Origin of the sequence: Variovorax sp. Root411 (assembly GCF_001425205.1) — a bacterium.
Lineage (GTDB): Bacteria > Pseudomonadota > Gammaproteobacteria > Burkholderiales > Burkholderiaceae_C > Variovorax.
This window is the reverse complement of the sequence record NZ_LMDW01000016.1, coordinates 286,915-299,500: the sequence shown is the minus strand read 5'-3', so window position 1 is coordinate 299,500 and position 12,586 is coordinate 286,915. Positions and strand designations below refer to the sequence as shown.

Genomic DNA, 12,586 nt, shown 5'->3' with positions numbered 1-12,586 from the left:
CTAGTCGTCTTTCGAGCGCGAAGCGACGGCCTGCGCAATGAGCGCGTTCATGTCGGCCGCACGCTCGGTGGTGCGGTCGAACAGGAAGTGCAGCGTGGGCACGGTGTGGATATGCAGGCGCTTGAACAGGCCGTTGCGCAGGAAGCCCGCGGCCTGGTTCAGCGCTTCGGTGGTCTCGTCCACGTCGCCCGTGAGCAGGCTGAAGAAGATCTTCGCGTGCGCATAGTCGGGCGTGACCTCGACGGCCTGGATCGTGACCATGCCCACGCGCGGGTCCTTCAACTCGCGCGCGATCAGCTCCGTCAGATCGCGCTGGATCTGGTCGGCAACCTTGAACGCGCGGTTGGGGGCGGCGGCTTTTCTTTTCGGCATGGACTCGGTCGCATCGAACGCCTGTTACAGCGTACGGGCGATCTCCTTGATTTCAAAGAACTCGAGCTGATCGCCCTCTTTGATGTCGTTGTAGTTCTTGAGTTTGATACCGCACTCGAAACCTTCGCGGACTTCGCGCACGTCGTCCTTCATGCGCTTGATCGAGTCGACTTCGCCGGTGTAGACCACCACGTTGTCGCGCAGCAGGCGGAAATGCGCACTGCGGTTGACCGAGCCCGAGGTGATGTACGAACCTGCGACGGTACCGATCTTCGAGGCCACGAACACCGTGCGGATCTCGGCCGAGCCGATGATTTCCTCGCGGCGCTCCGGCGCCAGCATGCCCGACATCGCGACCTTGATCTCGTCCACGGCGTCGTAAATGATGCTGTAGTAGTTCAGCTGCACGCCGTTGCCTTCGGCCAGCTTGCGCGCACCGGCATCGGCACGCACGTTGAAGCCGATCACGACCGCCTTGGAGGCGATGGCGAGGTTGATGTCGCTTTCGCTGATACCACCCACGCCCGCGTACACCACCTGCACCTTGACCTCGTCCGTCGCCAGCTTGAGCAGCGATTGCGCCAGTGCTTCCTGCGAGCCCTGCACGTCGGCCTTGATGATGATGCGCAGCGTCTGCACTTCGCCGGCCGACAGGTCGGTGAACATGTTCTGCAGGTTCGCGGCTTGCGCCTTCGCCAGCTTGGTGTTGCGGAACTTGCCGGCACGGTAGGTGGCAATTTCGCGCGCACGGCGCTCGTCGCTCATCACCATGAACTCGTCGCCCGCCTGCGGCACTTCGGTCAGGCCCTGGATTTCGACCGGGATCGACGGGCCCGCGGCCTTGGTCGACTTGCCGTCTTCGTCCAGCATGGCGCGCACGCGGCCATAGGTCGAGCCGGCCAGCACCACGTCGCCGGTCTTGAGCGTGCCGGACTGAACCAGCACGGTAGCGACCGGGCCGCGGCCCTTGTCGAGCTGGGCCTCGATGACCAGGCCCTTGGCGGCGGCATCCACCGGCGCCTTGAGTTCCAGCACTTCGGCCTGCAGCAGCACCTGCTCAAGCAGGTTGTCGATGCCCTGGCCTGTCTTGGCGGACACCGGTACGAACGGCACGTCGCCGCCGTACTCTTCGGGCACGACCTCTTCGGCCACCAGTTCCTGCTTCACGCGGTCCGGGCTGGCATCGGGTTTGTCGATCTTGTTGATCGCGACCACGATCGGCACACCCGCCGCCTTCGCGTGCTTGATGGCTTCCTTGGTCTGAGGCATGACGCCGTCGTCGGCCGCCACCACCAGGATCACGATGTCGGTCGCCTGCGCACCGCGGGCACGCATGGCCGTGAAGGCCTCGTGACCCGGGGTGTCGAGAAAGGACACCATGCCGCGTTCGGTCTGCACGTGGTACGCGCCGATGTGCTGCGTGATGCCGCCGGCTTCGCCCGCCGCCACCTTGGCGCGGCGGATGTAGTCGAGCAGCGAGGTCTTGCCGTGGTCGACGTGGCCCATGACGGTCACGACCGGTGCGCGCGGCAGAGCTTCGGCTGTTTGCGCCGACACGTCCTCGTCGGTGAAGGCTTCCGGGTCGTCCAGCGCGGCAACCACGGCGTTGTGACCCATGTCCTCCACGATGATCATCGCGGTGTCCTGGTCGAGCGACTGGTTGATGGTCGCCATCATGCCGAGCTTCATCAGCTGCTTGATGACTTCCTGCGCCTTGACGGCCATCTTGTGCGCGAGCTCGGCCACCGTGATGGTTTCGGGCACGTGCACTTCGAGCACGCGTGCCTCGACCGGTGCGGCCGGTGCGTGCTGCTCGTCATGACCGCCACGGTCGTTGCCGCGACGCCCGCGCGGGCCTCCGCGCCAATTGCCGCGACCGACACCGCCGCTGGCATCGCCGCGGGTCTTGATTTCCTTCTTCTTGGCGGGATCGCCAGCCCAGCTCGACGAGAGCTTCGCGGACTTGACTTCCTTGCCCGCACCGGCGGCACCGGGTGCTGCTGCAGCGCCGGGCGCGGCAGGCGCACCAGGGCGTGCGGCGGGCGTGGCCGGCTTGTGCAGCGTACCCTTGACCGCGGCCTTTTCGGGCTGCGGCTTCTCGGGCGCCTTGTGCGGCACCAGCACGCGGGCCGGTGCGTTCATCATGGCGCGAATGGCTTCGGCTTCGGCGAGGGCCTTGCGGCGCCGCTCGTCGAGGTCCTTGGCGCGCGCCGCTTCCTCGTCGGCACGGGCCTTCGATTCGGCGGCGGCCTTGGCCTTCGCGTCTTCCTTGGCTTGCATGGCGGCGGCCTGTGCAGCGAGCTTGGTGTCGGCGGCCTGCTGTTCAGCGGCGGCTGCTGCGGCAATCACTGCGGGAGCGGGTGCGGCCACGGGCCTGGAATGCGCGTCCTTGCTCGCCGCGTTGACTGCAGCGGTTTCTGCAAAAGCGGCGGCCTTCTTCGCTGCGGCGATGCGCACGGCTTCCTGCTGGGCTTGCTCAGCCTGTTCGGCGCGCTCGGCTTTTTCAGCCTGTTCGCGTTCGCGCGCTTCGGCTTCTTCACGCAGGCGGCGCTTTTCGGCCAGCTCTTCTTCCTGGCGGCGAATCAGCTCGGCCTGGCGGCGCGCTTCTTCCTCGCGGCGGGCCAGTTCGGCCTCGTCGATCTGAGGTGCGGCCGGTGCGGCTGCGGGCGCCTCTGCCACGTGTTCGGCATGCTCGGGGGTGGCCGGATGGCCATCCTCGCGCTGGATGAAGGTGCGCTTCTTGCGCACCTCCACCTGGATGGTGCGAGCGCGGCCGGTGGCGTCGGCCTGCTTGATCTCGCTGGTCGACTTCTTGGTCAGCGTGATCTTCTTGCGCTCGGGCTCGACGTTGCCGTGGCTGGCCTTGAGATGGCCGAGCAGGCGCTGCTTGTCAGCCTCGGTGAGTGCATCGGTGGCGGCCGCTTTGGGCACGCCTGCGCTCTTGAGCTGGTCAAGCAAGGTTTCGGGAGTCTTCTTGAGCTCGTTCGCGAACTCGGCGACAGTGGTACTGGACATATTGGTTTCGTGCCTCCATGACCGTCACTCTTGGCCGGCGAACCAGTGTTCGCGGGCTTTCAAGATGAGGGCTTTGGCGTCATCGGCGCTCTGGCCGGTGATTTCGGTGAGTTCATCGACCGCGAGGTCGGCAAGATCGTCACGGGTGTTCACACCCGCTTCGGTCAGCTTGGGAATCAGCTCGGGGTCCAGGCCTTCGAGATCGTGCAGGTCCTGCGACACTGCCGATTGGGGCTCGACACCCTCTTCCTTGGCGATTTCCATGGTCAGCAGCGCATCCTTGGCTCGCGTGCGCAGCTCGTTGATGGTGTCTTCGTCGAAAGCTTCGATCTCCAGCATTTCGGAAATCGGCACATATGCCACTTCCTCGAGGCTGTTGAAGCCTTCGGAGATCAGGATGTCGGCGATTTCCTCGTCGACATCGAGCTTTTCCATGAAGAGCTTGCGACTGGCATCGGTCTCGACGGCCTGCTTTTGTGCAGATTCGTTGGCGTCCATGATGTTGATCTTCCAACCGGTGAGGTCGGAAGCCAGGCGCACGTTCTGGCCGCCGCGGCCGATAGCGATCGCGAGGTTTTCCTCGTCGACCACCACGTCCATCGCGTGCTTTTCTTCGTCCACCACGATCGACGACACGTTGGCCGGAGCCAGCGCACCGATCACGAACTGGGCCGGGTCTTCGCTCCACAGCACGATGTCCACGCGCTCGCCGGCGAGCTCGTTGGTCACGGCGTTGACGCGGGTACCGCGCACGCCGACGCAGGTGCCGATCGGATCGACGCGCTTGTCGTGCGAGAGCACGGCGATCTTGGCGCGCGAACCCGGATCACGGGCGCAGCTCTTGATTTCGAGCAGGCCCTGTTCGATCTCGGGCACTTCCTGGCGGAACAGCTCGATCATGAACTCGGGGGCCGAGCGCGAAAGGATGATGGGAGCGCCGCGCAGCGTCAGGTCGACTTCCATGATCATGGCGCGCACGCGGTCGCCATTGCGCAGGTTTTCCTTGGCGATCATCTCGCTGCGGCGCAGGCGGCCTTCGACGCGGCCGGCCTCGACGATGATGTCGCCCTTATCCAGGCGCTTGACGGTGCCCACGAAGATCTTGTCGCCGCGCGACATGAAGTCGTTGAGCAGCATCTCGCGCTCGGCGTCGCGGATCTTCTGCAGGATGACCTGCTTGGCAGCCATGGCGCCAATGCGGCCGATCGGCACCGAGTCCACAGCTTCTTCGATGTACTCGCCGACTTCGATGTCCGACATTTCTTCCTTGGCTTCGAACAGGAGGATTTCCTGGTCGGGCAGCTGCAGGCCGGCCTCGTCGGGCACGACATGCCAGCGGCGGAAGGTCTCGTAGTCGCCGCTGTCGCGATCGACCGCGACGCGAATGTCCACGTCGCCCTGGTGGAGCTTCTTGGTGGCTTGCGCCAGTGCGGATTCGACCGCGCCGAAGACGACGTCACGTTCGACGTTCTTCTCGCGCGAGATCGCATCCACCAACATCAACATTTCGCGATTCATGCCACCACTCCTCTGGTCAGTCCGGAACCTGCGTTCCGTCGTCAATATCCGAAAAACCCGGTTGGGTTTTGGCCTTGCGGCCCTTGAAATCCACAATGGGCGCGAGCCGCGCGTCGCGCAGCTCGTCCAGCACGAAGCCCAGCGCCTGCAGCGTTGCGGGCGCGCGCTTCTTGCTCACTTTTTGACCTGGCTTGGGCTCCGGCGCATCGTTCCAGACGATTTGCCAGCCCTGGGCGCCAGCGGCACCCTCTACCTTTGCGACCCGCTCCAGCGTGCCGCGAAACTTCTTGCGGTTGGCCGACACTTGGCCCGCCGCTGCCGCGCCCATGGGCGCCTTGAGCGTGATGTCGATCACCTCGCCCACGAAACGCTCGAAATCCTGCTCATTGCGCAGCGGACGGTCAATACCCGGCGAGGACACCTCGAGCCGCTTGTAATCGACACCATCGACCTCGAGCGCGAACTGCAATTGGCGCGTTACCTTCTCGCAGTCCTCGACCGTCACGAAGGGCTCGGGCACACCCGCAGCCACAGCTTCAGAGGTGGGGGCCGTCCAGGGCAAATCAATCGTCACGCGCAGCAATCCCCCGGCCGAGCGCTCGATCTCGACCAGGTCATAGCCGAGACCGGCCACGGTTTGTTCCACTATTTGCTGCAATGCCACGTGTTCGAATGCGCCTTTTGAATAACTGGGTTCATGCCACCCGCCCGCCACGGATGCCAAATCGCCATGAGCTCAGCCATGAATGCTCAGCCCAGAATGCATAGACCAAAAAAAACGGGCGGTTGGTACCCGCCCGTTTGGTCGTGAGCCTCGAATTATATGCTATTTGTGCAATATATGAAGGGGCTTTGTCCCTCAATCGGCTATTGCGCGACGTGATTTAGACCAAACCAACGCAAACAGGACCGCACCGAGTGCCAGCGCCGCCGCCGCCACGAGCAGCGGCAGCTGAAAAGACCCGGTTCGCTGGGCGAGCGGCGCCGCAAACAGCGGGCCGATGATCTGCCCCACCCCATAAGAAGCCGTTGCATAGCCGATCAGCCCGGCCGCGGCGTTGCCTCGCAGACGGCGGGCATCCCGCATCGCAAAAAGCGTGATGGCGGTGAACGGCATGCCCAGCAGCAGGCTGCCGAGCGCGAACCCGGCGATCGTCGGCCACGCCACCGACAGCACGACACCGAGCGCCTGCAGCGCGTAGGCGCCAGCCAGCAGCAGCCGGTTGTCCCAGTGCGTTGGCGCGCGGGCTCCGATCAGCGCACCCGGAATGATGGCCAGCCCGAACAGCGGCCAGAAGAAGTCGGGCCAGGGCGACCCCGGCAGCGCCTGCCGGGCGATCACCGGCAGGAAGGTGGCGGTGATGATGTAGCCAAAACCGGCCAGCCCGTAGAGCGCGACCAGCCAGATCGCGTCGCTGCGGTCAGCCGCCGATCCGGCCGCGCGGGCCGCAGCAGCAGGCGCCGGTGCTGCCCCGCCGCCGACCGGTGCCCGCTCGCCGTCGTCGAAAACCCGCCAGATCACCGCGACCAGCACTATGGCCAGGACACCCAGGCCGATCCACCCCGCCTCGGAACCCCAGCGCCCCAGCGCGCCGCCGAGCAGGCCCGTCATGGCGATACCGATGCCCGGCCCGGTGTAGATCACCCCGGCCAGCGTTGGCGCGTTCGTTTCCGACAGGCGGCGTAACCCCCAGCCCGAGGCAAAGACGAAAACCCAGGCGCTCATCACGCCCGCCGCCGTACGCAGCACACCCCAGCTCGTGAAGCTGTGAAGCAACCCCATGCCGATCAGCAGGGCCGCCGTGGCCGCCAAGCCGCCCCGCACCATGCTCGAAGCCTTGATGCCGATGGCCGCGCAGCTCAGCGCACCGAGGAAGTACCCCAGGTAGTTGAGCGACGCCAGCACCCCGCCCGCCGCCAGCTCCAGTTTTCCCTCGTGCAGCATGATGGGCAGCATGGGCGTGAAGGCGAAGCGCCCCAGGCCCATCGCCACCGCAAGGGTGACCATGCAGGCCAGCGCCGCGCGCCAGGCGCCGCGCCGGTCGCGTCCGGTTTCCGACATTTCTTGCAAACTCCGTTTATTCCAGCAGCGCGGCGGCCACCAGCTTTTTTGTGTAGGGGTGATCGGGCGCATCGAGCACGCGCTCGACCGGCCCGGTTTCGAGAATGGCCCCGTCCTTCATCACGATGACGTGGTGCGCCATGGCACGGATCACCTCGACGTCGTGCGTGATCAGCAGGTAGCTCAGCCCACGCTCGCGCTGCAGGCGCTGAAGCAGGCTCAGCACCTGCTTCTGGATCGTCACGTCGAGCGCGCTGGTCGGCTCGTCCAGCACCAGCAGTTGCGGATCGACGATCAGCGCACGGGCGATCGCCAGGCGCTGCCGTTGTCCGCCCGAGAACTCGTGCGGATAGCGATCGAGCAGCGAGGGGAACTGGGCCTCCGTCAGCCCGACGTCGGCCAGTGCGGCGAGCGCGCGGGCGCGGCGCGCTCCGACGTCGAGTTCGGGCGCATGCACGCGCAACCCCTCGCCCACGATCTGCTCCACCGTCATGCGCGGCGACAGCGACGAGAACGGGTCCTGGAACACCACCTGCATGACGCGGCGCAGGCCGAGGTCGGAGGCGCGATCGACCGCCCAGCCCTTGCCCGCGACCTTCAACGCACCCTGGTGCTTCAAAAGCCCCAGCGCCGCCAGCGCAAGCGTCGACTTGCCGGAACCCGATTCGCCCACCACACCGAGGGTCTCACCCGGCACGATGCGGAAGTCTGCGCCCTGCACCGCCACGAACTCGCCCTTTCGGAACCAGCCGGCGATGCCGGGCCTCGGCACCGGGTAGATCACGCGCAGGGCCTTCGCCTCGATCACCGGCGCCGCGTCAGCGCGTGCAGCGACGGCCGCCACATTGCGCTGCGGATGGCTGTCGATCAGCTTGCGTGTGTAGGGGTGCTGCGGGGCGTCGAACACCGGTGCCACAGTGCCATGCTCGACGATGTGGCCGTTCTCCATGACCACCACGCGATCGGCGAAACGACGCACCAGATTCAGGTCGTGCGTGATGAGCAGCACGGCCATGCCGTACTTGCGCTGCAGGTCGGCCAGCAATTCCAGAATCTGCGCGCGCACCGTGACGTCGAGCGCGGTAGTCGGTTCGTCGGCCAGCAGCAGGCGCGGCTTGCAGGCGAGCGCCATCGCGATCATCGCGCGCTGGCGCTGGCCGCCCGAGAGTTGGTGCGGAAACGCCCTCGCCCGCCGCGCCGGCTCGGGAATGCCGGTATCGGCCAGCAACTGGACGGCGGCTGCCTGCGCGGCGCGAGCCGACAGACCCTCATGCAGTTCGAGCACCTCGGCGATCTGGTCGCCGACGCTGTAGAGCGCATTCAGCGCGGTCATCGGCTCCTGGAAGATCATCGCGATCTCCTTGCCGCGGATACCGCGCAGTTGGCGCTCCGGAATCGACAGCAGGTCGCGCACGCCCTGCGGCGCTGCGCCACCGAAGAGCCTTGCGACGCCGGTGACATCAGCGTTCTGCACCAGCCGCAGCAGCGACAGCGCCGTGACCGTCTTGCCCGAGCCCGACTCGCCGACCAGCGCGAGCTTTTCGCCGGCGGCCACCTGGAAGTCGATGCCGTGCACAACCTCCTTGCCGCTGAATGCGACGCGCAGGCCTTTCACGTCCAGCAGGGCCTGCTTGAGTTGTGGGTCGTTCATCATTTGTCGGCCTTGCGCGGATCGAGCGCGTCGCGCAGCGCGTCGCCCATGAAGGTCAGCAGCATCAGGGTGACGACGAGCACGCCGAAGGTCGATATCGAGATCCACCAGGCATCGATGTTGGCCTTGCCCTGGCTAAGCAGTTCGCCGAGTGATGGCGTGCCCGGCGGCACGCCCAAGCCCAGGAAGTCGAGTGAGGTCAGCGCCAGGATGGCCGCGCTCATGCGAAACGGCAGGAAGGTGACGACCGGCACCATGCTGTTCGGCAGGATGTGGCGCCACATGATCTGCAGGTTGCCTACGCCGAGGGCGCGCGCGGCGCGCACGTAGTCCATCTGGCGGTTGCGCAGGAACTCCGCGCGCACGTAGTCGGCCAGGCCCATCCAGCCGAACAGGCTCAGCAGGATGAGCAGCAGTGCCACGCTGGGAGCGAAGATCGCGCTGAAGATGATCAGCAGGTACAGCTCCGGCATGGAGCTCCAGATTTCGATGAATCGCTGGAACGCGAGGTCGGTCTTGCCGGCGAAGTAGCCCTGCACGGCGCCGGCGATAACGCCCAGCACCGTGCCGATGGCGGTGAGCGCCAGGCCGAAGAGCACGCTCACGCGGAAGCCGTAGATCAGTTGCGCGAAGAGATCGCGACCGCGGTCGTCGGTGCCGAGCAGATTGTCGGCCGTCGGGGCGGCCGGGCTCGGCGACTTGGCGAAGTAATTGAGAGTTTTCGGTCCGTAGGGGTTGGGCGCATAGATCGCCCAGTTGTCGCCCTTCGTGATGCGTTCTCGAATGAAGGGGTCAAGGTAGTCGGTTGGCGTTTCGAAGTCGCCGCCGAAAGTCTTCTCGGAGTAATCGCGCAGCACCGGGAAATAAGTGCGCCCTTCATAGCGCAGGACAAGCGGCTTGTCCGTCGACAGCACCTCGGCGAACAGGCTCAGCACCACCAGGGTCGCGAAGAGCACCAAGCTCCAGAAGCCGAGGCGGTTGCGCTTGAAACGCATCCACGCACGACGACCAGGGGAGAGGTGGGCCGCTGCGACCACAGGCGTTGCCTTCGTCTCCGTGCCACCGGGCGCACTCACCGGCACAACGCCCTCAGTCGAATTTGACACGCGGGTCCACCCAGACGTAGCAGAGATCGGAAATCAACTTGGTCACCAGGCCGATCAGCGTGAAGAGATAGAGGGTGCCGAGCACGACGGGATAGTCGCGCCGAATCACGCTCTCGTAGCCCAGCAAGCCCAGGCCGTCGAGCGAGAACAACGTTTCGATCAGCAGCGAGCCGGCGAAGAACGCACCGATGAACGCCGAAGGCAGCCCGGTGATGATGGGGATCAGCGCATTGCGGAACACATGCTTCCAGAGCACCTGCTTCTCGCCCAGCCCCTTGGCGCGCGCCGTCAGCACGTACTGCTTGCGGATTTCCTCGAGGAAGGCGTTCTTGGTGAGCATGGCCGTCACCGCGAAGCTGCCGAGAACCATCGCCGTGACGGGCAGCGTGATGTGCCAGAGATAGTCGACGATGCGCGCGCCCCAGCCCAGGTCGTCCCAGTTGGCCGAGGTCAACCCTCGCAGCGGGAACCACTGCAACTGCCCGCCGAACACCACCAGCAGCGCCACCCCCAGCACGAAGCCCGGGATGGCGTAGCCGATGAGCACGATCAGCGTGCTGATCAGGTCGAAGCGCGTGCCCGCCCTCACCGCCTTCGCAACACCCAGCGGCACCGCCACGCCATAGCTGATGAAGAAGGTCCAGAGGCCCAGGCTGATCGAGACGGGCAGTTTCTCCAGGATCAGCGTCCAGACGTCCTTGTTCTGGAAGAAGCTCTTGCCCAGGTCGAAGCGGGCGAACTGGCCTAGCATCTGGAACAGCCGTTCGTGCGGCGGCTTGTCGAAGCCATACAGCGCCTTGATCTGCTCGAGCCGCTTCGGGTCGACGCCCTGGTTGCCGCGATAGCTGCCGCCGCCGGACTCGAAGCCGCCGCCACCGCCGCCCCGCCCCGCCGTCTTGGCTTCGGCCAGGTACTGCTCCACCGGCCCGCCGGGCACGAACTGGATCACGAGGAAAGTCACCAGCAGCACGCCGAGCAGGGTCGGGATGAACAGCAGCAGACGCTTGAGGACATAGGAGAGCATGGCCTGTTTCCTTCTCTTCTATTTCTGGCGCGGCGGCTTGGCCCACCATGTGCCCATGACCCAGTCCTCACCGTTGGCGTACGGCGGCATGGGCGATTTGAACGAGAGCCGCCAGTCGTCATAGACGATGCGATGCGAGTTCAGCGTCCATTGGGGAATCAGATAGTGGCTGTGCATGATCACGCGGTCGAGCGCACGGCAGGCGGGTATCAGATCGGCCTTGGTGTCGGCATCGACGATGTCCTTGAGCAAGGCATCGACCGCCGGCGTCGACACGCCCATGTAGTTGCCCGAGCTCTCCGTCTTGGCCGCCTTGCTGCCGAAGATCTCGAGCAACTGCTGCCCGGGGTTGTTCGTGCCTGGGAAATTGATGGTCGTGATATCGAAGTCGAAGCGGTCGAGGCGCTCCTGGTAGAGAGCGAAGTCGACGGTCGCGAAGTTCAGGGTGATGCCGAGCTTCTCGAGGTTGCGGATCCAAGGCGACACGGTTCGCACGCCGCCTTCCTTGCTGTCGAGGTATTCCAACGTCATGGCCTCGCCCCTGGCGTTGCGCAAGGCGCCGTCACGGTATTCCCAGCCGGCCTGCTTGAGCAGGTCGCGCGCGCGGCGCAGGTTGTTGCGCAGTGACTGGCCCTCGCCCTCGGTGATTGGCGGCGTGAACATCGGACCAAAGCTCGCGTCGGGGATTTTGCCGCGCCAACGTTCGAGCAGCGCCTTCTCCTCGGCAGACGGCAAGCCCTGCGCCTCGCAATCGGTATTTCCGAACAGGTCCTTCACGCGCGGATAGCCGTTGTAGAACATCTGCCGGTTCATCCACTCGTAGTCGAGTGCCAGGCCGAGCGCCTCGCGCACGCGCGGATCACTCAGCCTGTCGCGGCGGCTGTTGAGCACGAAGCTCTGGAAACCCGCCGGCTTCTTGTGCGGGAACTCGTGCTTGACGAGTTCGCCCGTATTGAAGCGCTTGCCGTTCACCCGGCGCGCCCAGTCGCCGGCCGAGTAGAAGCTCATCATGTCGAACTCGCCCGCTTTCAGGGCTTCGAGCCGGGCCGTGTTGTCCTTGTAGATCTTGACGGTGATCCGGTCGAAATTGTGCAAACCACGGTTCACCGGCAGCTCGCGGCCCCAGTAGTTGGGGTCGCGCACGTAGGTGATGTCCTTGCCGAAGCGCACGGGGCCGATCTTGTAGGCACCGCTGCCGATGGGAATATCCATCACGACCTGGTCAAAGGGCTTGGCCTTGCCGTTCTCCACGCCCCAGGCGCGGCTGAAGACAGGCAGGCTGCCCACGATCAGCGGCAACTCGCGATTGACCGTCTTGAAGCGGAAACGAATGGTGCGTGAATCGAGTACGTCGGCACCATCGACTTCCTGCAGCAGCGTCTTGTAGCCCGGCGAGGTGAAGGGGCCGATGAGCGTGTCGTAGCTGTGCTTCACGTCGGCCGCCTCGACCGGCATGCCGTTGTGGAATCTCGCCTCGGGCCGCAGGCGGAAGGTGACGCTGCGGCGGTCGGGGGCTACCGCGACATCCTCGGCCAGCAGGCCGTAGCCCGATCCGGTTTCGTCCATCGAACCGGCCAACAAAGACTCGAACAGCATGCTGTCGAGGTAGGCCGGCGGTGCCCCCTTGATGGTGAAGGGGTTGTACTTGTCGAAAGTCGAGTAGCGCTGGTTGCTCACCAGCCGCAACTCGCCGCCTTTGGGGGCGTTCACGTTCACGTAGTCGAAGGCCTTGAAGCCTGGGGCGTACTTCAGGTCGTCCCAGAGCGCATATCCATGCGCGGCCCACGCGGGAACCGCACACACCATCAACCACCAGACCCGGAGAAGCCGCATGCGAG

At 65.3% G+C, this 12,586-nt stretch carries 9 protein-coding genes; all 9 read right to left on the bottom strand.

Annotated elements, in window-relative coordinates; translation table 11 throughout:
- The 9 genes from rbfA to ASC92_RS17985 all read right to left on the bottom strand — a co-directional run bounded on the left by rbfA (window position 1) and on the right by ASC92_RS17985 (window position 12,581).
- Window positions 1-372 carry a 30S ribosome-binding factor RbfA gene (rbfA, locus tag ASC92_RS18025; RefSeq protein WP_056518388.1) on the bottom strand — a complete coding sequence of 124 codons (372 nt, stop codon included), beginning with the start codon at window positions 370-372 and terminating at the stop codon, window positions 1-3.
- 24 nt (window positions 373-396) lie between these two features.
- Window positions 397-3,387, bottom strand: a complete 2,991-nt coding sequence (gene infB / locus ASC92_RS18020) for a translation initiation factor IF-2 (protein ID WP_056518386.1) — start codon at window positions 3,385-3,387, stop codon at window positions 397-399.
- A 24-nt stretch (window positions 3,388-3,411) separates the two neighbouring features.
- On the bottom strand, window positions 3,412-4,905 hold the full coding sequence (nusA, locus tag ASC92_RS18015; protein ID WP_056518384.1) for a transcription termination factor NusA: 1,494 nt from the start codon (window positions 4,903-4,905) through the stop codon (window positions 3,412-3,414).
- 16 nt (window positions 4,906-4,921) lie between these two features.
- Window positions 4,922-5,569, bottom strand: a complete 648-nt coding sequence (gene rimP, locus ASC92_RS18010) for a ribosome maturation factor RimP (protein ID WP_056518381.1) — start codon at window positions 5,567-5,569, stop codon at window positions 4,922-4,924.
- 195 nt (window positions 5,570-5,764) lie between these two features.
- The gene (locus ASC92_RS18005; RefSeq protein WP_056518378.1) at window positions 5,765-6,967 is read right to left on the bottom strand and encodes a YbfB/YjiJ family MFS transporter; all 1,203 of its coding nucleotides are present in this window, start codon (window positions 6,965-6,967) and stop codon (window positions 5,765-5,767) included.
- Window positions 6,968-6,983: 16 nt separating this feature from the next.
- Complete coding sequence (locus ASC92_RS18000) at window positions 6,984-8,621, bottom strand: ABC transporter ATP-binding protein (protein ID WP_200936001.1); 1,638 nt, start codon at window positions 8,619-8,621, stop codon at window positions 6,984-6,986.
- The gene (locus tag ASC92_RS17995) at window positions 8,618-9,655 is read right to left on the bottom strand and encodes an ABC transporter permease (protein WP_414820416.1); all 1,038 of its coding nucleotides are present in this window, start codon (window positions 9,653-9,655) and stop codon (window positions 8,618-8,620) included. Before ASC92_RS17995 ends, ASC92_RS18000 begins: the two co-directional genes overlap by 4 nt.
- A 52-nt stretch (window positions 9,656-9,707) precedes the next feature.
- Window positions 9,708-10,748: a microcin C ABC transporter permease YejB gene (locus ASC92_RS17990; protein ID WP_056518372.1), complete on the bottom strand. Its 1,041-nt coding sequence runs from the start codon at window positions 10,746-10,748 to the stop codon at window positions 9,708-9,710.
- An 18-nt stretch (window positions 10,749-10,766) separates the two neighbouring features.
- Window positions 10,767-12,581 (bottom strand): extracellular solute-binding protein, encoded by a 1,815-nt coding sequence (locus ASC92_RS17985; RefSeq protein WP_056518370.1) that lies wholly within the window; start codon window positions 12,579-12,581, stop codon window positions 10,767-10,769.
- Window positions 12,582-12,586: the final 5 nt, after the last annotated feature.

Coding starts and splice junctions, on each gene's coding strand:
- ASC92_RS17985 (WP_056518370.1), bottom strand. CDS start 12,581: ATGCGGCTTCTCCGGGTCTGGTGGTTGATGGTGTGTGCGGTTCCCGCG.
- nusA (WP_056518384.1), bottom strand. CDS start 4,905: ATGAATCGCGAAATGTTGATGTTGGTGGATGCGATCTCGCGCGAGAAG.
- ASC92_RS18005 (WP_056518378.1), bottom strand. CDS start 6,967: ATGTCGGAAACCGGACGCGACCGGCGCGGCGCCTGGCGCGCGGCGCTG.
- rbfA (WP_056518388.1), bottom strand. CDS start 372: ATGCCGAAAAGAAAAGCCGCCGCCCCCAACCGCGCGTTCAAGGTTGCC.
- infB (WP_056518386.1), bottom strand. CDS start 3,387: ATGTCCAGTACCACTGTCGCCGAGTTCGCGAACGAGCTCAAGAAGACT.
- ASC92_RS17990 (WP_056518372.1), bottom strand. CDS start 10,748: ATGCTCTCCTATGTCCTCAAGCGTCTGCTGCTGTTCATCCCGACCCTG.
- ASC92_RS18000 (WP_200936001.1), bottom strand. CDS start 8,621: ATGATGAACGACCCACAACTCAAGCAGGCCCTGCTGGACGTGAAAGGC.